General features: G+C 66.7%; 21 protein-coding genes. 14 read left to right on the top strand and 7 right to left on the bottom strand.

Going from position 1 to position 18,678, the window contains the following annotated elements:
- On the top strand, window positions 1-109 hold a 109-nt coding region (locus AC5P67_RS18785), incomplete at its 5' end, for an IS3 family transposase (RefSeq protein WP_495213704.1).
- Window positions 110-268: 159 nt separating this feature from the next.
- On the opposite strand, the gene mdtD is transcribed toward AC5P67_RS18785, so the two are convergent.
- The 5 genes from mdtD to AC5P67_RS18760 form a co-directional block, all read right to left on the bottom strand.
- Entirely contained in the window at window positions 269-1,678 is a 1,410-nt protein-coding gene (gene mdtD / locus AC5P67_RS18780; protein ID WP_005410668.1) for a multidrug transporter subunit MdtD, read from the bottom strand.
- A 92-nt stretch (window positions 1,679-1,770) separates the two neighbouring features.
- Complete coding sequence (gene hemE, locus AC5P67_RS18775; protein WP_012481016.1) at window positions 1,771-2,853, bottom strand: uroporphyrinogen decarboxylase; 1,083 nt, start codon at window positions 2,851-2,853, stop codon at window positions 1,771-1,773.
- A gap of 26 nt (window positions 2,854-2,879) precedes the next feature.
- A complete protein-coding gene (locus AC5P67_RS18770; protein ID WP_005410666.1) occupies window positions 2,880-3,119 on the bottom strand; it encodes a WGR domain-containing protein in 240 nt (79 codons plus the stop codon).
- Window positions 3,120-3,219: 100 nt separating this feature from the next.
- Window positions 3,220-4,332: a 3-dehydroquinate synthase gene (gene aroB / locus AC5P67_RS18765; RefSeq protein WP_495215079.1), complete on the bottom strand. Its 1,113-nt coding sequence runs from the start codon at window positions 4,330-4,332 to the stop codon at window positions 3,220-3,222.
- Window positions 4,329-4,871 (bottom strand): shikimate kinase, encoded by a 543-nt coding sequence (locus AC5P67_RS18760; protein WP_005414151.1) that lies wholly within the window; start codon window positions 4,869-4,871, stop codon window positions 4,329-4,331. Before AC5P67_RS18760 ends, aroB begins: the two co-directional genes overlap by 4 nt.
- A 98-nt stretch (window positions 4,872-4,969) precedes the next feature.
- On the opposite strand from AC5P67_RS18760, the gene AC5P67_RS18755 reads away from it, so the two are divergent.
- The gene (locus AC5P67_RS18755) at window positions 4,970-5,173 is read left to right on the top strand and encodes a dodecin family protein (protein ID WP_005410663.1); all 204 of its coding nucleotides are present in this window, start codon (window positions 4,970-4,972) and stop codon (window positions 5,171-5,173) included.
- A gap of 6 nt (window positions 5,174-5,179) precedes the next feature.
- Here AC5P67_RS18755 and AC5P67_RS18750 read toward each other — a convergent pair whose 3' ends face one another.
- Entirely contained in the window at window positions 5,180-6,007 is an 828-nt protein-coding gene (locus tag AC5P67_RS18750) for a hypothetical protein (protein ID WP_060380704.1), read from the bottom strand.
- Window positions 6,008-6,047: 40 nt separating this feature from the next.
- Here AC5P67_RS18750 and pdxH point away from each other — a divergent pair, with 40 nt between their 5' ends.
- From pdxH to AC5P67_RS18725, 5 genes are all read left to right on the top strand, one after another.
- Entirely contained in the window at window positions 6,048-6,647 is a 600-nt protein-coding gene (gene pdxH, locus AC5P67_RS18745; protein WP_012481012.1) for a pyridoxamine 5'-phosphate oxidase, read from the top strand.
- A gap of 14 nt (window positions 6,648-6,661) precedes the next feature.
- Window positions 6,662-7,105 carry an aminoglycoside N-acetyltransferase AAC(6')-Iz gene (gene aac(6')-Iz, locus AC5P67_RS18740; RefSeq protein ID WP_043034537.1) on the top strand — a complete coding sequence of 148 codons (444 nt, stop codon included), beginning with the start codon at window positions 6,662-6,664 and terminating at the stop codon, window positions 7,103-7,105.
- A complete protein-coding gene (locus AC5P67_RS18735; protein ID WP_005410659.1) occupies window positions 7,102-7,452 on the top strand; it encodes a YqfO family protein in 351 nt (116 codons plus the stop codon). The genes aac(6')-Iz and AC5P67_RS18735 overlap by 4 nt, the downstream gene beginning before the upstream one ends.
- A 122-nt stretch (window positions 7,453-7,574) precedes the next feature.
- Entirely contained in the window at window positions 7,575-8,036 is a 462-nt protein-coding gene (locus tag AC5P67_RS18730) for a DoxX family protein (RefSeq protein WP_043034514.1), read from the top strand.
- Window positions 8,037-8,068: 32 nt separating this feature from the next.
- Window positions 8,069-8,503 carry an SMI1/KNR4 family protein gene (locus AC5P67_RS18725; RefSeq protein WP_227860269.1) on the top strand — a complete coding sequence of 145 codons (435 nt, stop codon included), beginning with the start codon at window positions 8,069-8,071 and terminating at the stop codon, window positions 8,501-8,503.
- Between the two features lie 47 nt (window positions 8,504-8,550).
- Here AC5P67_RS18725 and prpR read toward each other — a convergent pair whose 3' ends face one another.
- Window positions 8,551-10,134 (bottom strand): propionate catabolism operon regulatory protein PrpR, encoded by a 1,584-nt coding sequence (prpR, locus tag AC5P67_RS18720; protein WP_495215077.1) that lies wholly within the window; start codon window positions 10,132-10,134, stop codon window positions 8,551-8,553.
- A gap of 154 nt (window positions 10,135-10,288) precedes the next feature.
- Between prpR and prpB the strand changes: the two genes are divergently transcribed.
- The 7 genes from prpB (at window position 10,289) to AC5P67_RS18685 (ending at window position 18,561) form a co-directional block, all read left to right on the top strand.
- Entirely contained in the window at window positions 10,289-11,182 is an 894-nt protein-coding gene (gene prpB, locus AC5P67_RS18715; protein ID WP_495215075.1) for a methylisocitrate lyase, read from the top strand.
- A gap of 36 nt (window positions 11,183-11,218) precedes the next feature.
- Window positions 11,219-12,376 (top strand): bifunctional 2-methylcitrate synthase/citrate synthase, encoded by a 1,158-nt coding sequence (gene prpC / locus AC5P67_RS18710; RefSeq protein WP_005410655.1) that lies wholly within the window; start codon window positions 11,219-11,221, stop codon window positions 12,374-12,376.
- A gap of 97 nt (window positions 12,377-12,473) precedes the next feature.
- Window positions 12,474-15,092, top strand: coding sequence for a Fe/S-dependent 2-methylisocitrate dehydratase AcnD (acnD, locus tag AC5P67_RS18705; protein ID WP_308310185.1), 2,619 nt, complete (start codon window positions 12,474-12,476; stop codon window positions 15,090-15,092).
- A 100-nt stretch (window positions 15,093-15,192) separates the two neighbouring features.
- On the top strand, window positions 15,193-15,435 hold the full coding sequence (locus tag AC5P67_RS18700) for a type II toxin-antitoxin system ParD family antitoxin (RefSeq protein ID WP_005410653.1): 243 nt from the start codon (window positions 15,193-15,195) through the stop codon (window positions 15,433-15,435).
- The gene (locus AC5P67_RS18695) at window positions 15,432-15,794 is read left to right on the top strand and encodes a type II toxin-antitoxin system RelE/ParE family toxin (RefSeq protein WP_005414161.1); all 363 of its coding nucleotides are present in this window, start codon (window positions 15,432-15,434) and stop codon (window positions 15,792-15,794) included. Before AC5P67_RS18700 ends, AC5P67_RS18695 begins: the two co-directional genes overlap by 4 nt.
- Window positions 15,795-15,797: 3 nt before the next feature.
- Window positions 15,798-16,976, top strand: coding sequence for a 2-methylaconitate cis-trans isomerase PrpF (prpF, locus tag AC5P67_RS18690; protein WP_043034518.1), 1,179 nt, complete (start codon window positions 15,798-15,800; stop codon window positions 16,974-16,976).
- Window positions 16,977-17,100: 124 nt separating this feature from the next.
- Window positions 17,101-18,561, top strand: a complete 1,461-nt coding sequence (locus AC5P67_RS18685; protein ID WP_495215073.1) for a bifunctional 2-methylcitrate dehydratase/aconitate hydratase — start codon at window positions 17,101-17,103, stop codon at window positions 18,559-18,561.
- The last annotated feature ends 117 nt before the right edge of the window (window positions 18,562-18,678 follow it).

The raw sequence follows: 18,678 nt of genomic DNA, 5'->3' as shown, positions 1-18,678 counted from the left end.
GGCTGGGCTGGTGGAATACATCCAGTACTACAACCAGGAGCGCATCAAACCGAAACTGAAAGGTCTGAGCCCGGTAGAGTACCGGGAGCGGGCCCAATCGGCCGCCTGATCCCGTCCAAGTCTCGGGGGTCACTTCAGGGATGGGTTTACGGCGTCTCCCGCAAACGGATCCACCCCGCCATCCCGCAGGACGCCAGCTTTTGCTTCGGCTGTTGCCTTGGCTTGAAGCCTCTGCAGGTGCAGGGCCGCAGGCCCTGCCGAACCACCCTCACTCCGCAACGTGCTCGACCTGCCGTGGCTCCGGCTTGGTATCGGGCAGCTGCCAGAAGATCATCGTCGAGGTCAAGGTGATCGCGCCCACGCACAGGAACGTGGCATGCAGCGCGGCGGTGGCGCTGTTGCTGTCCAGGTGGTTGCCGAACGCGGCCAGCAGGCTGCCGGCCGCAGCAGCACCAAAGCCGGCGGCGAGCATCATCACCATCGACAGCAGGCTGTTGCCGGAACTGGCGAACTCACGGTCCAGATCGCGCAGGGTCACGGTGTTCATCACGGTGAACTGCAGCGAATTGACCGCGCCGAAGAACGCAAGCTGCAACAGGCGCCAGGCCAGGTGCTGGCCGGGTGTCATCAGGATGAAGCTGGCCATCGCCAGGCCCACCAGCACGGTGTTGACCATCAGCACGCGGCGGTAGCCGTAGCGCTCCACCAGCTTCACTGCCAGTTTCTTTGAGACCATGCCGGCGGCTGCCACCGGCACCATCATCAGGCCGGCGTTCATCGGGCCCAGGCCCAGGCCGACCTGCAGCAGCAACGGGATCAGCATCGGCATGGCGCTGCTGCCGATGCGCGAGAAAAGATTGCCGAGAATGCCGATGCGGTAGCTGGGTACGCGGAACAGCGCCAGCGAGAACAACGGCGCCGTCGAATTGGCAGCGTGCAGCCAGTAACCCACCAGCGCCGCCAGCCCTGCAACGGTCATCAGCATCACCAGCGCGTGTGGCGTGCCCAGTCCGGAGATGCCGTCCAGCGCCAGTGACAGCACCACCATCGCGAAGGCCAGCATGATGTAGCCACGCAGGTCGAAACGGGTGCGATGGCTGGCGTAGTGGTCGGGCATGATCCTCATCGCGGCGATGAATCCGATCACGCCGATCGGCAGGTTGATCAGGAACACCCAGTGCCACGAGGCGATCTCCACCAGCCAGCCGCCCAGCGTGGGGCCGATCAGCGGGCCGACCAGGGCCGGGATGGCGATGAAGCTCATCGCGCGCAGGAAATCCTCGCGCGGCACTGATCGCATCACTGCCAGCCGGCCGACCGGCAGCAGCATGGCACCGCCGATGCCCTGCAGCACGCGCGCACCGACCAGCTGGTGCAGGTGCTGGGCCAGCGCGCAGGCCAGCGAGCCGAGGGTGAACAGAATGATCGCCACCAGGAAGGTGCGACGGGTGCCGTAGCGGTCAGCGATCCAGCCCGAGGCGGGAATGAAGGTGGCCACCGCCAGCGCGTAGCTGAACACCACCGACTGCATCTGCAGCGGGCTTTCGCCCAGGCTGGCCGCCATCGCCGGCAATGCCGTGTTGACGATGGTCGAGTCCAGCATCTGCATGAAGATCGCCAAGGACACCAGCCACAGCAGGGGGCGCTGGCGGTTGTAGGTCGATGGCGATGTGGACATGGGGTGCGGCCGGTGCAGCGTGGGGGATGCCATGATCGCGCACTGTGGGTCACGGCGCGATCAACATCGCGCCGCAACCGTATGCCGAATGCTCAGCGCTGGCTGTGCGCGTGCACCGCGTCGACCAGCACCTGCACGTGGGCCGGGTCCATGTCCGGCGACATGCCGTGGCCGAGGTTGAACACGTGGCCCTCGCGCGAACCGCCATTGCCGGCGGCGTAGGTGTCGAGCACCCGCGCTGCGGCTGCGGCGATCGCATCCGGCGAGGCGTACAGCGTGGTGGGGTCGAGGTTGCCCTGCAGCGCGACGCGGCCACCGGTGCGGCGCATCGCCTCGTCCAGGTCCAGCGTCCAGTCCAGGCCCAGTGCATCGGCGCCGGTCTGCGACAGCGCTTCCAGGTGCAGGCCGGTACCCTTGCCGAACAGGATCAGCGGCGTGCGCTCACTGCCTTCGCCGCGCTCCAGGCCCTCGGCGATGCGCTGCAGGTAGCGCAGCGAGAACTCGCGGTACATGGCCGGCGACAGCACGCCGCCCCAGGTGTCGAACACCTGCAGCGCCTGCGCACCGGCCGCGCGCTGCGCGCCCAGGTACGCAATCACCGCGTCGGTGGTGACCTCCAGCAGGCGGTGCAGGGCCTGCGGATGGTTCAGCGCCATTGCCTTGATGCGCGCGAAATCCTTGCTGCCGCCGCCTTCCACCATGTAGCAGGCCAGTGTCCAGGGGCTGCCGGAGAAGCCGATCAACGGTACCTGGCCGTCCAGCTCCCGACGGATCAGGCGCACTGCGTCCATCACATAGCCCAGGTCCTGCTCCATGTCCGGTACCGCCAGCCGGGCGATGGCCGCTTCGTCACGCACCGGATGACGGAACTTCGGGCCTTCGCCTTCAACGAAGTAGAGCTCCAGGCCCATCGCATCGGGAATGGTGAGGATGTCCGAGAACAGGATGGCTGCGTCCAGCGGGAATCGGCGCAGCGGCTGCAGCGTGACTTCGCAGGCGATCTCCGGGTTCTTGGCCATGGCCAGGAAGCTGCCGGCCTTGGCCCGGGTTGCGCGGTACTCCGGCAGGTAGCGGCCGGCCTGGCGCATCAGCCAGACGGGGGTGCAGTCCACCGGTTCGCGGCGCAGGGCGCGCAGCAGGCGATCGTTGCGGAGAGGGCTGGTCACGATGGGCATTCCTTGGACGAAAGTTGGCAGCGGCGTCAGTCGCCGTGCGAGAGGATCTGGAAGCCGCGATGCAGTTCGGCATCGCGCGCCTTCTCGAAGGCATGACGGGCTTCGTCGGCCTGCAGGAACAGCTCGCGCCGCAGCTGCGAGCGGTTGCCGACGCGGCCGCTCTCGCGCAGCAGCTCCCAGCCGCCGAACAGGTCCGGCTGCAGGCTCAGGCGCAGGAAGCGCGGTGCCTGCGCACCGGCGTCGGGATGTTGCAGGTAGACGTGCATGGGCCGATTGTAGCGGGGCCAGGGTGACCCCGGCCGCAACGCGGTCGTGCCGGCGGCTGGCGGGCTTCCTCGTTGCTGACGTTGCCGGCCAGCGGCCGGACTACCGGGCCGACAGCACCTTCAGCACCGCCGCCTCATCCACGTTCGGCACCACTTCGGCGCGGCCCACGCCGCGCCACAGCACCAGGCGCAGGCGGCCGGCCACATTCTTCTTGTCCAGCCGCATGCGGCCGAGCAGGGCCTGCGGGTCCAGCCCGGCCGGGATCGACACCGGCAGGCCGAGCCGTTCCAGCAGCGCCTGCAGGCGTGCGCGATCGGCATCGTCGGCCAGACCCAGATCGGTTGACAGCTTCGCGGCCAGCACCATGCCCACCGCCACCGCCTCGCCGTGGTTCAGCGCATCGCGGCCCGGGGCCGAGTAGCCCTGCTCGGTTTCGATGGCATGGCCGAAGGTATGGCCGAGGTTGAGCAGGGCGCGCTCGCCCTTCTCGAACGGATCACGCTCGACGATGGCGGCCTTGTGCCGGCAGCTGCGCGCGATGGCTTCGGCCAGTACCGCATCCTCGCCGGCCAGCAGCGCATCGGCATGCTGCTGCAGCCATTCGAAGAACACGGCATCACCCAGCGCGCCGTACTTCACCACTTCGGCCAGGCCGGCACGCAGCTCGCGCGGCGGCAGGGTGGCCAGCACACGGGTATCGGCGATCACCGCGCGCGGCGGATGGAACGCGCCGACCAGGTTCTTGCCGGCCGGGATGTCGACCGCAGTCTTGCCGCCCACCGACGAATCGACCATCGCCAACAGGGTGGTCGGCAGCTGCACGCAGTCCACGCCGCGCATCCAGCAGGCCGCAGCGAAGCCGGCGAGATCACCGACCACACCGCCGCCGAGGGCGAACACGCAGGCGTCGCGGGTGGCGCCGAGCGCGGCCAGGGCTTCGATCGCACGGCCGAATTCGGCCAGCGTCTTGGAGGCTTCGCCCGCGGCCAGCACATGCTCGCCGACGATCAGGTCGGGGCGTGCGGTCAGAAGGGTCTGCTTCACGGCATCCAGATAGCGCGGGGCCACTTCGCTGTCGCTGAGCAAAAGCACGTGGCGGCCACGCACATGCGAGGCCAGCGCGGCGCCGTCGGCCTGCGCACCGGCGCCGATGGTGATGGAGTAAGGGCGGTCGCCGCCGACGGCGACCTGCAGCAGGGCGGGGGAAGTCATGGGGTCAGGTCCTGGCGCTGCCATTGCGTGGCCAGCTTGACCACCAGGTGGGCGGTCGCGTCGGCAGCGGTGTACGGGTCGGTATCAAGGGTGATGTCGGCCAGTTCGCGGTACAGCGGGTCGCGGTGCGCGGCCAGATCGTGCAGCACCTGCTCACGGTCCGGGCGCTGCAGCAGCGGCCTGCCTTTGTCGCGGGCCAGGCGCTCCAGCTGCGCGGTCACGCTGACCCGCAGGTAGACCACGAAGCCGCGCTGGGCGATCAACGCGCGGTTGCCAGGATCCAGCACCGCGCCGCCACCGGTGGAGACCAGCTGGCCGCGACCTTCCAGCACGCGGGCAAGCGCCTCGCGTTCATGGCTGCGGAAGCCGGCCTCGCCGGAGTGCTCGAAAATGGTCGGGATGCTGGCGCCGGCGGCATCGACGATGGCCTGGTCGACATCGACGAAGTCCAGCGTGAAGCGCTCGGCCAGGCGGCGGCCGATGCAGGTTTTGCCGGCGCCCATCGGGCCGATCAGGATCAGGTTCGGAGCAGGATTCATGCCCTGTGATGCTAACACCTCCGTGCCCTGGCCTTTACGTCCTTCACGTCAGGGTAGGCGTTCCTGCGGGGTTTCCCGCGCCAACCGGAGTACAGGCCATGACGGTCGCGAAGGTCATCGAAATCACCGCCTCCTCGCCGAAGAGCGTGGAGGACGCCGTGCGCAGCGGTCTGAAGAAGGTCTCCGAGACGGTCAAGGGCATCCAGGGCGCCTGGGTGAACGAGACCAAGGTGGTGACCAATGGCAGCGGCGAAATCACCGAATGGCGGGTCAACCTGCGGGTGACCTTCCTGGTGGAATAGGCGCGCTCAGCGCACGTCCTGCACCTGTCGCTGGCCGTCCAGCACCACCACGTGGTCGGCCAGGGCGGGCAGGGCATGCAGCGCCTGGCGGCTGACCCGCTCGTAGTACTGCACGAAGCGCTCCAGCTGTGGCCGGCTCATGCCGTGCCGGCCCGGCTGCGCGGCCTGCAGGTTCTGCTCCTGCTGCCAGCGCCAGCGCGGTACCACCGAGAAATCCGGCGGCTGCAGGAACCACAGGCGGTCGCAGCGCTGCCACAGCGCCGGGTAGTCGCGGGCCAGCGCCTGGTTGCACCAGCGCCGCCAGCGACCATCGGCGTCGGCTTCGCGCTCCAGTGCGTTCAACGGGCTGTCCAGCGCGTCGTCATCCTGCGCGGGGGTGCCAAGGAACCAGCCTTCGAAGACCAGCAGGTCCAGCGGTTGCTGCAGGCGCGGCCAGTGCGCTTCGGGCAGGCGTTCATCGGCCAGCTTGTCGAAGCGCGGCATCGCGAAGGGCTGGCGTGTGGCCACGGCGTCCAGCACTGCATGGGCCAACGGCAGGTCATGGGTGCCCGGCGGGCCTCGGGTGATCAGTAGCGGGTGCACCTGGCGGGCCAGCCGCTGCCGCTGTGCGCGGGTCAGGTAGACGTCATCGATGGACAGCGTGGCGGCGTTCAGGCCGCGCGACTGGGCGCGCGCCACCACCTGCGCGGCCAGCGTCGATTTGCCGCTCCCCTGCAGGCCGCTGATCGCCAATACTGGAACCGCTGCAGCGTTGCCCAGTGCATCGTCCAGCACCTGTTCGGCCAATGTTTCGGGGAATCCTTTCACCTGGGGCATATACGCAGCAGCGGCCATGCAGCCACAATAGCCCAATCCGTGTGAGAAGAACGCAATCATGAGCGACCTGTACGCCGAAGCCCTGTCCACGTTTGCCGGCCTGTTCGAAGAGGCCAAACAGAGCCGCGAGGTCGAGCCGAACGCGATGACCGTGGCCACCGCCGATACGCACGGCCGTCCCTCTGCACGTACCGTGCTGCTGAAGGCGTTCGATGAGCGTGGTTTCGTGTTCTATACCCACCTGAACAGCCATAAGGGCCAGGAGCTGCAGGCCAATCCGCAGGCCGCGCTGTTGTTCCTGTGGCGCAGCCTGCGCGAAGCCGGTATCCAGGTGCGCATTGAAGGCCGTGTCGAGCAGGTCGCCGATGCCGAAGCCGATGCCTATTTCGCCAGCCGCCCGCGCATGAGCCAGATTGGCGCGTGGGCCTCGCAGCAGTCGAAGACGCTGGCAACGCGCGAGGAATTCGATGCGCGCGTGGCCGAGGTCGAAGCCCGCTTCGAGGGCAAGGACGTGCCGCGCCCGGAAGGCTGGAGCGGCCTGCGCGTGGTGCCCGACCGCATCGAGTTCTGGTACGGCGCGCAGTTCCGCCTGCACGAACGCTGGTGCTATGAAGCCGGCGCCGAAGGGCGCTGGAGCAAGCGCCTGCTGTACCCGTGATCGACAGCGCGCCCATGATCCGCCAGGCCACGCCGGCCGATGCGGCCGCATGGGCGCGGTTGCGTCTCGGCCTGTGGACTGATGCCGATGATCCGCTGGAGGAGCTGACGCAGTCGCTGGCAGATGCCGAAGGTGCTGTGTTCTTGGCCTGTGCCGCGGATGGCGAGACGGTTGGTTTCGCTGAAGTGCGCCTGCGCCATGACTACGTGAACGGTACCGAGTCTTCGCCGGTGGGGTTCCTGGAGGGCTGGTACGTGCAGCCGCAGTGGCAAGGCAGCGGCGTCGGCCGCGCCCTGCTGGCGGCGGTGCAGGCGTGGACGCGCGATGCGGGCTGCCGCGAACTGGCTTCGGACAGTCGCGTGGAAGACGTGCAGGCTCACGCCGCGCATCGGGCCTGCGGCTTCGAAGAGACCGAACGGGTCGTCTATTTCCGCATGCCGCTGGAGCCATCGGCGTGAATCGCGTGGCGCTGTACCGCGTGGTGGTGTTCGTGCCGTCGGCAGCACTGGGCGCGGTGAAGCAGGGCATCCTGGCGGTGGACGCGCTGGCGGCCGGCGACTACGAGCACGGTATGTGGTGGTCGGCGCCGGGGTTCGAACAGTTCCGCCCGCGCGTGGGTGCGTCGCCCGTGCAGGGTGAGGCGGGGCGCACCGAAGTGGTCGACAGCGTACGCTTGGAATTCTGCCTGCCGCGCGATCCGCAGCGGCTGCAGCGCATCTTCGAACAGGGCATCGTGCCGCATCATCCGTGGCAGGTGCCGGTGGTGCAGGTGGAGGAAATCGAGCTTCTGCTGGCCGACGCATGAGGCAGTCGAGCAGGGCTCGACTCCACAAGAGCAGGCTGTCGCAAATGGACCGGCTTGCTTCATCTGCGAGCAGGCCCATAACCGGCACACTCCGATGGATGATCTCGACTTCCGGAGTTGCCATGCCCTCCTGGCGTTGCCTGTTTGCGGTGCCGCCGCCGCGTCACGGCGTGGAAGCGTTCCTGCTGTTGATCGCCCGCATCGTCGCCGGGGTGATGTTCTGCGTGTCCGGTTGGAACAAGGTGTTCACCGATGCGGGCCGCGAACGCATGGTGCATACGCTGGTTGATGCGGGGATCCCGTTCCCGGTGTTCAGTGCGCCGGTACTCGGCTGCATTGAATGGATTGCGGGCGGCCTGCTGGTGCTGGGCCTGCTCAGCCGGCCTTCGGCCCTGCTGCTGGCGGGGATCTGTGCGGTGGCGGCGCTGACCGATGGCATCGCGCGCATTCCTGCGGGACTGAGCGTACCGGATTGGTTGAGCTGGTTCTTCTACCTGAGCGAGGTGCCGCTGGGTGTGTTGCTGTTGTGGATTGCCGCAGTTGGGAGTGGACGGTTCGCGATAGAAGTGCGCTGGGCGCGTTGAACATTGAGTGATGCGGAGGCAATTGAATGCGGATGAATGATCTGATCCAGCGCGTGGTTCGCGCGTGCCCGGATCGTCGGAATCCTGATTGCGCTTCGGCGGCCGAGGTCATGCGTCGCTTGGGCGTTGCTCCTCACTGCGATATGTGGATGTTCTACATGGCGATCAATGGCGCGCTGCCTTCCGTGAGCGGTAGGCTTGAGTTGTTGCGTATCGTTGGCCCTGGAATTCCGAAGATTCCAGACCAGGCTGAGTACGTTTGGGATCGTTACGAGCTCCCAGCTAATTTTCTTCCGCTGTCATCTGACGAGGGTGAGGGAATGTATTTGTACGATATGTCTACTGAAGAGGTACATGACTACTGCCTGGCTCGCCACGATCAGTTTGTGACGGGACAAGAGCAGCCTCGGTGGGAGAGGTTCCATGGCTTCATGATGTGGTATCTCGGTGAGGCAAGCGGTACGTAGCGTTGATTGATGCTCGGCTTTTCCATGGAGTTGAGCATGGCTCGACTCTACAGATTCTCCGCGCGCAGCCAGCGCCACAGCGTGGTGCGTGATACGCCCAGCGCCTGTGCCATGCCCTCGCGGTCATTGCGGTGTTCCTGCAACAGCGTTTCCAACTGCGCACGCGGCGGCCGCTTGCCGTTGCTTTCCACCGGTAGCGCAGCGGCGCCCTCATTCACCAGTTCGGGTGCCAGCTGCAGCAGTCGCGCGGCATCAATCAGCCCTTCACCGGGTTGCCAATGGATGCGCAGCCGATCCACCAGATTGCGCAATTCGCGCACGTTTCCTGGCCACTCGGCGGTGGTCAGCACCGCCAGTGCCTCCGCATCCAGTGGCGCGTCGATACCACGCAGCTGGCGGAAGAAATGCTGCGCCAGCAGCGGGATGTCACCGCGCCGGGCACGCAGTGCGGGCAGGGCGATGCGCAGCGCCGCCAGGCGGTAATACAGGTCGCGGCGGAAGCTGCCGGCCGCCACGCGCTGCTCGAGCGACTGCAGGGTCGCGGCCACCACGCGAAGGTCGACCGGGGTCGGCTCGGTGGCACCGACACGCAGTACCTCGCGTTCTTCCAGCACCCGCAGCAGGCGGGTCTGCAGTGGCAGCGGCAGTTCGCCGATTTCATCCAGGAACAGGGTGCCGCCGTCAGCGGCCTCGACCAGGCCGACGCGGCCGCCACGGCGTGCGCCGGTGAAGGCGCCATCGCTGTAGCCGAACAGCTCCGCTTCCAGCAGCGATTCGCTGATCGCGCCACAGTTCAGTGCCACGAAGCGGCCACGGCGTCCGCTGGCGGCGTGCAGCTGGCGCGCCACCAGTTCCTTGCCGGTGCCGGTTTCGCCGGTGACCAGTACGGTGCTGTCATGCGGGGCGTACAGCGCGATCTGTGCGCGCACCTGTGCCATGGCCTCACTGTCGCCGAGCAGGTCGTGGGCATCGCTGCGCGGTGCGGCGCGGCGGCGCGGCGCGGGCCGGCTGCCGCCGGAGCGGGCCAGGGTCTGGGTCAGTTCCAACGCGTGCTCGAACGCCTGCCGTACCGAATCTGCCGAGTACAGCAGCACGCCGGGCAGGCCGGCCTGTTCGGCGTGGTCGATGGCCATGCCGGTGCCGACGATCACCTCGATGCCGTTGGCGCGCAGGTCGGCGATGCAGTCGCGGGCGTCCTCGCGGGTGACGAAGCGGCGATGCTCGATGTCCAGGCCGAAGCTCTGCTGGAAGTTGCTGAACACCGGCACGTCGCTGGCGTGGGTGACCAGGCCGATACGGCCGGCGATCCGCCGTGCGCGCGCCAAGGCTTCCATCAGGTCGAAGCCGTTGGCCTGGATCGGCACCAGCGGCAGCTCCAGCCGGCCGCGCAGCCAGGCCGCGTTGGAGCCGCCGGCGATGACCACGTCGCAGTGCTCGCGGCGCAGGCGCTGGCCGATCACGTCCACCGCTTCCTCGAAGCCGAGGTTGATCTGCTCGATACGCGCGCGGCGATCGAACTCGGGAATGACGTCGCCGAGAAGACCGGTCAGCCGCGAGACGCTGACGGTCCAGATCACCGGCCGACTGGGGTCGGCATCGGCGTGGCGCAGGGGCGAGCGGGGCAGGTGCATGGCGGCGCGCGTTGGACGGGATGTTTCATGATACATCTGTTTCAATGTTTCATATGTTTCGCTGTTGCATGGGCGTCATTCCCGTGAAATCAACGGCTTGCAGCTTGGCATGGTGCTTGCGCTCTCTTTCCCGTACTTCAACCTGGATTGCCGCATGACCGCTTCCACTCCTTTCTCCGCCGGTGCCCGCTTCCGTGAGGCGCTGGCTGCCGAATCGCCGCTGCAGGTGATCGGCGCGATCAACGCCAACCACGCCCTGCTGGCCAAGCGCGCCGGCTTCCGCGCCATCTACCTGTCCGGCGGCGGTGTTGCCGCGGGCTCGCTGGGCCTGCCGGACCTGGGCATCAACACCCTGGAAGACGTGCTGGTGGACGTGCGCCGCATCACTGATGTCTGCGACCTGCCGTTGATGGTCGACATCGACACCGGCTTCGGCCCGAGCGCGTTCAACATCGCGCGCACCGTGAAGTCGCTGATCAAGGCCGGCGCGGCCGCCTGCCACATCGAAGACCAGGTCGGCGCCAAGCGCTGCGGTCACCGCCCGGGCAAGGAAATCGTCTCGCAGGATGAAATGGTCGACCGCGTGAAGGCGGCTGCCGATGCCAAGACCGATCCGGACTTCTTCCTGATCGCGCGTACCGATGCCATCCAGGTGGACGGCGTGGACAAGGCCATCGAGCGCGCCATCGCCTGTGTCGAGGCCGGTGCCGACGGCATCTTCGCCGAGGCGGCCTACGACCTGGACACCTATCGCCGCTTCGTCGACGCGGTGAAGGTGCCGGTGCTGGCCAACATCACCGAATTCGGCGCCACCCCGCTGTTCAGCCGCGATGAACTGGCTTCTGCCGGCGTTGCGATCCAGCTGTTCCCGCTGTCGGCCTTCCGCGCCGCCAACAAGGCCGCCGAGAACGTCTACCAGGCGGTGCGCCGCGATGGCCACCAGCGCAATGTGGTGGAGACCATGCAGACCCGCGAAGAACTCTACGACCGCATCGGCTACCACGCCTTCGAGCAGCAGCTCGATGCACGGTTCGCCGCCAAGAAATAAGCAGTACCCTGCACCATCAAGTTTTCGGAGGGAAACATGAACGATACGACCGCAACCCCGACCTTCAAGCCGAAGAAGTCCGTCGCCCTGTCCGGCACCGCTGCCGGCAACACCGCGCTGTGCAGCGTGGGCCGTAGTGGCAACGACCTGCACTACCGTGGCTACGACATCCTGGACCTGGCCAACACCAGCGAGTTCGAGGAAATCGCCTACCTGCTGGTGCACGGCAAGCTGCCGACCCGAGCCGAGCTGGTTTCGTACAAGGCCAAACTGAAGTCGCTGCGTGGCATTCCTGCTGCGGTGAAGGCGGCGCTGGAAGAGCTTCCGCCGTCGGCACACCCGATGGACGTGATGCGTACCGGCGTGTCCGTGCTCGGCTGCGTGGCGCCGGAGAAGGACGACCACAACCATCCGGGCGCGCGTGACATCGCCGACAAGCTGATGGCCTGCCTCGGTTCGATGCTGCTGTACTGGTACCACTGGAGCCACAACGGCCGTGCCATCGACGTGGAAACCGACGATGACTCGATCGGCGGCCACTTCCTGCACCTGCTGCACGGCGAGAAGCCGCAGGAATCGTGGGTGAAGGCGATGCACACCTCGCTGATCCTGTACGCGGAGCACGAGTTCAACGCCTCGACATTCACCTGCCGCGTCATCGCCGGCACCGGCAGCGACATGTACAGCGCGATCTGCGGTGGCATCGGCGCGCTGCGCGGTCCGAAGCACGGCGGCGCCAACGAAGTGGCGTTCGAAGTGCAGAAGCGCTACGACAGTCCCGATGAGGCCGAGGAAGACATCAAGGCCCGCGTCGAGCGCAAGGAAGTGGTGATCGGTTTCGGCCACCCGGTCTACACCGTCTCTGATCCGCGCAACAAGGTGATCAAGGACGTGGCCCGCGAGCTGTCCGAAGAGCAGTCGAGCATGAAGATGTACAACATTGCCGAGCGCCTGGAATCGGTGATGTGGGACATCAAGAAGATGTTCCCGAACCTGGACTGGTTCAGCGCCGTCAGCTACCACATGATGGGCGTGCCGACCGCGATGTTCACTCCCCTGTTCGTGATCGCCCGCACCGCCGGCTGGAGCGCGCACATCGTCGAGCAGCGTATCGACGGCAAGATCATCCGCCCGAGCGCCAACTACATCGGTCCGGAAGACCGCGACTTCGTCGCCATCGACAAGCGCGTCTGATCCACCTGCCGTACCCATCCGGCCGGCCGCGTGCCGGCCGGGTGCTTTCGCCGCCGCACCGCCGGCACCCGGCCCGCCCCAAGTACTCCGCCAGCCCATGAATACCGATTACCGCAAGAACCTCCCCGGCAGCGCGCTGGATTATTTCGACGCGCGTGCCGCTGTCGATGCGATCCAGCCCGGCGCCTACGCCACCCTGCCGTACACCTCGCGCGTGCTGGCCGAGAACCTGGTGCGTCGCTGCGATCCGGCCACGCTCGGCGATTCGCTGAAGCAGCTGATCGAGCGCCGTCGCGACCTCGATTTCCCGTGGTTCCCGGCGCGCGTGGTCTGCCACGACATCCTCGGCCAGACCGCGCTGGTGGACCTGGCCGGCCTGCGCGATGCGATCGCCGACAAGGGTGGCGACCCGGCCAAGGTCAACCCGGTTGTGCCGGTGCAGCTGATCGTCGATCACTCGCTGGCGGTGGAGTGCGGTGGTTTCGATCCGCAGGCGTTCGAGAAGAACCGCGCGATCGAAGATCGTCGCAATGAAGACCGTTTCCACTTCATCGACTGGACCAAGCAGGCATTCCAGAACGTGGATGTGATTCCGCCGGGCAACGGCATCATGCACCAGATCAACCTGGAGAAGATGTCTCCGGTGATCTACGTGCAGGACGGCGTGGCCTTCCCGGACACCTGCGTGGGCACCGACAGCCACACCCCGCACGTGGATGCGCTGGGTGTGATCGCCATTGGTGTGGGTGGTCTGGAAGCGGAGAACGTGATGCTGGGCCGCGCGTCGTGGATGCGCCTGCCCGACACCGTCGGTGTCGAACTGACTGGCCGCCCGCAGCCGGGCATCACCGCCACCGACGTGGTGCTGGCGCTGACCGAGTTCCTGCGCAAGGAACGCGTGGTCGGCGCGTGGCTTGAATTCTTCGGCGAGGGTGCCGCGGCACTGACCATCGGTGACCGTGCCACCATCTCCAACATGTGCCCCGAATACGGGGCCACCGCCGCGATGTTCTACATCGACGCACAGACCACCGATTACCTGCGCCTGACCGGGCGCGAGGAGTCGCAGGTAGCGCTGGTGGAAAACTACGCACGCACCACCGGTCTGTGGGCCGACGATCTGGCGACCGCGCAGTACGAGCGCGTGCTGCACTTCGACCTGTCCAGCGTGGTGCGCAACATGGCTGGCCCGTCCAACCCGCACAAGCGCGTGGCCACTGCCGAGCTGGCCGAGCGCGGCATCGCCGACGAGGCCAAGCTGGAAGCGGGCAAGGCCGAGCAGGCGCAGGGCCTGATGCCCGATGGCGCGGTGATCATCGCGGCCATCACCAGCTGCACCAACACCTCCAATCCGCGCAACGTGATCGCCGCCGCACTGCTGGCGCGCAACGCCAACGCGCGCGGCCTGCAGCGCAAGCCGTGGGTGAAGTCGTCGCTGGCGCCGGGTTCCAAGGCCGTCCAGCTGTACCTGGAAGAATCCGGTCTGCTGCCCGACCTGGAACAGCTCGGCTTCGGCATCGTCGCCTTCGCCTGCACTACCTGCAATGGCATGAGTGGTGCGCTGGATCCGAAGATCCAGCAGGAAATCATCGACCGTGACCTGTATTCCACGGCTGTGCTGTCGGGTAACCGCAACTTCGATGGCCGCATCCATCCGTACGCCAAGCAGGCCTTCCTGGCCTCGCCGCCGCTGGTGATTGCCTATGCCATCGCCGGCACCGTCCGCTTCGATATCGAGAAGGACGTGCTGGGCGTGGATGCCGACGGCAACGAAGTGCGCCTGAAGGACATCTGGCCCAGCGATGCCGAGATCGACGCGGTGGTGAAGGCCTCGGTGAAGCCCGAGCAGTTCCGCAAGGTCTACAACCCGATGTTCAACGTGCGCGTGGAGCACGGCACCGCGGTCAGCCCGCTGTACGACTGGCGCCCGCAGAGCACCTACATCCGTCGTCCTCCGTACTGGGAGGGCGCACTGGCCGGCGAGCGCACGCTGGCAGGCATGCGCGCGCTGGCGGTGCTGCCGGACAACATCACCACCGACCACCTGTCGCCGTCCAACGCGATCCTGGCGTCCAGTGCCGCCGGCGAATACCTGGCGAAGATGGGCCTGCCGGAAGAGGACTTCAATTCCTACGCCACGCATCGCGGTGACCACCTGACCGCGCAGCGCGCCACCTTCGCCAATCCGAAGCTGTTCAACGAAATGGTGCGCAATGACGACGGCAGCGTGAAGCAGGGTTCGCTCGCGCGCGTAGAGCCGGAAGGCAAGGTGATGCGCATGTGGGAGGCGATCGAGACCTACATGCAGCGCAAGCAGCCGCTGATCATCATCGCCGGTGCCGACTACGGCCAGGGCAGCTCGCGTGACTGGGCCGCCAAGGGGGTGCGCCTGGCCGGCGTGGAGGCGATCGTGGCCGAGGGCTTCGAGCGCATCCACCGCACCAACCTGATCGGCATGGGCGTGCTGCCGCTGGAGTTCAAGCCGGGCACCACCCGGCTGACCCTGGGGATCGATGGCACCGAGACCTTTGACGTGGTCGGCGAGCGTACCCCGCGTGCCGAGCTGACCCTGGTCATCCACCGCCGTGACGGCCAGGATGTGGTGGTGCCGGTCACCTGCCGCCTGGACAGCGACGAGGAAGTGGCGATCTACGAGGCCGGCGGCGTGCTGCAGCGCTTCGCCCAGGACTTCCTGGAAGGCGCCAAGGTGGCGTGATAGCCGGCTGAATGCCCGCCCCCGGAGGCCGGGGGCGGGCTTGTCCGACCCCAGGGCAGGGCGCACACTGGCTTGGCAAAAACTGCCAAAGGAGAGTTTCATGGCCACCATGAACATTTCGCTGACCGATCCGCTCAAGCAGTTCGTGGACGAAGAAGTGCGCGAAGGCGGCTACTCCAGTACGTCGGACTATGTGCGTGACCTGATCCGCCAGCGCCAGCGCAGCAAGGCCGAAGAACTGCTCAAGCAGCTGATTGCCGAGGGGCTGGCGTCGGGACCTTCGGCGCCTCTGGCGCCGGATCACTTTGACAAGCTGCGTGAGCGTGCACGGAACCGCAAGTGAAGCCCTCGCACTGGTCCCCCGCAGCGGTTCGAGATCTTGACCAGGCCGCAGGCTGGTATGCAGATCAGGGCGGAGAAGTGCTGGAAATCGGCTTCATCGATGCGGTGGAATCCGTTGTAAAGCTGATCGAGGCCCACCCGGGTGCTGGTTCCGCACTGCATGCGGGTCTATTGCCCTCGCTGCCAGCGCCGTTGCGTTTTCATCCGGTTCGTCGCTTCAACGGCTACCTGATCTACTACGTGGAGCTACCTGCGCACGTTTCCATCGTGCGCATCTGGAATGCTTCGCGGGGCATGGAAGCACTGTTCGAAGACGAGAAGCTCAACCCCGATATTGGTTCGTCGCATCCAGGATACTGATCCATGACCTTCCTCCCGCAACTCCGTATTCCCGCCACCTACATGCGCGGTGGCACCAGCAAGGGCGTGTTCTTCCGCCTGCAGGACCTGCCCGAGGCCGCGCAGGTGCCGGGCGCCGCACGCGATGCGCTGCTGATGCGCGTGATCGGCTCGCCCGATCCGTATGGCAAGCAGACCGATGGCATGGGCGGTGCAACGTCCAGCACCAGCAAATGCGTGATCATCTCCACCGCTTCGGTGCCGGACCACGATGTGGACTACCTGTACGGCCAGGTCTCGATCGATACCGCCTTCGTCGACTGGAGCGGCAATTGCGGCAACCTCAGCACCGCGGTGGGTCCGTTCGCGATCGCCCATGGGCTGATCGATCCGGCCCGGGTGCCGCGCGATGGCCTGTGCACCGTACGCATCTGGCAGGCCAACATCGGCAAGACCATCATCGCCCACGTGCCGATGCGCGATGGCGAAGTGCAGGAGACCGGCGATTTCGAGCTGGATGGCGTGACCTTCCCGGCGGCCGAGATCCAGCTGGAATTCATCGATCCGTCCGATGACGGTGATGCGGGCGCGATGTTTCCGACCGGCAATCTGGTCGATACATTGGACGTGCCCGGCGTGGGCAGCTTCGAGGTGACCATGATCACCGCCGGCATCCCGACCATCTTCCTCAACGCCGCCGACCTCGGCTACACCGGTATCGAGCTGCAACCGGCGATCAACGAGGACAAGAGAGCGCTGGAGCGCTTCGAGAAGATCCGCGCCTACGGCGCCTTGCGCATGGGTCTGATCAAGAACCTGGAGGACGCGGCGACGCGCCAGCACACGCCGAAGGTGGCGTTCGTTGCACCGGCTCAGGACTATGTGTCGTCCAGTGGCAAGGCCATCCCGGCCTCGGCGATCGACCTGCATGCGCGCGCGTTGTCGATGGGCAAGCTGCACCACGCGATGATGGGTACCGCCGCCGTAGCGATCGGCACTGCGGCGGCGATCCCGGGCACGCTGGTCAATCGCGCCGCCGGCGGCGGCGAACGCGAAGCGGTGACGTTCGGTCATCCCTCGGGCACGTTGCGCGTGGGTGCACAGGCAGGTCTCGTTGACGGCCAGTGGACAGTGACCAAGGCCATCATGAGCCGCAGCGCCCGCGTATTGATGGAAGGCAAGGTGCGGGTACCGGCCGAGTGATGCGTTGGTAAACGCCAACCAAGGTTGGCGACTACCGGGCCGCAGAGATCGATTGCTTTGGTAGATGCCAACCTTGGTTGGCATGGTGCACGGGCAACCGTGCACCGCAACGAGGAGATTGACGATGTCCGACAGCCACACCCCATCCAACGAGCGTGCAGCGTGGGATGCGCTGCTGGTGGACATCGTCGATTACGTGCGCGACGCACGCATCGACTCACCGCTGGCGTTCCAGACCGCGCACCACTGCCTGCTCGATACGCTTGGGTGCGGACTGGAGGCACTTTCTTTCCCGGCCTGCAGCAAGCTGCTCGGTCCACTGGTGCCGGGCATCAGCGTGGTCAACGGCGCGCGCGTGCCGGGCACGCACTACGTGCTGGACCCGGTGCAGGCCGCCTTCAATCTCGGCGCAATGGTGCGCTGGCTGGATTTCAACGACACCTGGCTGGCTGCCGAGTGGGGCCATCCCTCAGACAATCTGGGCGGCATTCTTGCCGTCTGCGATTGGTTGGGGCGCAACACGCAGGCCCTGCGTCGTCCGCCGCCGACCGTGCACGACGTTCTGTTGGCGATGATCAAGGCGCACGAGATCCAGGGCGTGCTGGCGCTGCAGAACTCCTTCAACCGGGTGGGGCTCGACCACGTGGTGCTGGTCAAGGTGGCGACCACGGCCGTGGTCGCCCAACTGCTCGGGCTGGACCGCGAGCGCATGCTCAATGCGCTGTCACTGGCCTGGGTCGATGGCCAAGCGCTGCGCACCTACCGGCACGCTCCCAACACCGGCTCGCGCAAGAGCTGGGCGGCCGGCGATGCGACCAGCCGTGGCGTGCGCCTGGCCTTGATGGCGGCCAGTGGTGAGATGGGCTATCCCAGCGTGCTCAGCGCGCCAACCTGGGGCTTCGAGGCCGTGTCCATGCGCGGTCAGGCACTGACGCTGGGGCGACCGCTGGGCAGCTATGTGATGGAGAACGTGCTGTTCAAGATCAGCTACCCGGCCGAGTTCCACGGCCAGACCGCAGTGGAGGCCGCGGTCATGCTGCACCAGCAGTTGCGTGCGATGGGGCGGCGGGTCGAGGACATCGCGCACATCGCGATCCGGACCCAGGAAGCCTGCATCCGCATCATCGACAAGCAGGGCCCACTGCATAACCCGGCCGACCGCGACCACTGCGTGCAGTACATGGTCGCCATCGCGCTGCTGCACGGGCGGTTGACGGCCGAGGATTACGAGGACGACGTTGCCGCCGACCCGCGCATCGACGCACTGCGCGCGAAGATGGCCTGCCATGAAGACCCGCAGCTCAGCGCCGATTACCTGGACCCGGACAAGCGCAGCATCGCCAACGGCCTGAGCGTGCGCTTCACCGATGGCACCGAGCTGCCCGAGGTACTGGTGGAGTACCCGCTGGGCCACGCGCGCCGTCGCGAGGAAGGCATTCCGCTGTTGATGGACAAGTTCCGCCGGCACCTGGCCCATCGCTTCCCGACCGCCCAGCAGCAGCGCATCCTGGCGGCATCGCTGGACCTGGTGGCGCTGGCGGCGATGCCGGTGACCGACTACGTGGACCTGTACCTGCCGGGCTAGGGCGATCGGTAGAGCCGGCCGCTGGCCGGCAATTCCATCCAACCTGCCATGCCGGTTGCCGGCCAGCGGCCGGCACTACCCGCACTTGGGGCAATTGCCGAAATCGCGTCAACACCT

It is taken from the genome of Stenotrophomonas sp. YJH_SMC_21, from assembly GCF_059369555.1.
The sequence above is the reverse complement of the archived record's forward strand: the minus strand, read 5'-3'. Positions and strand labels throughout refer to the sequence as shown.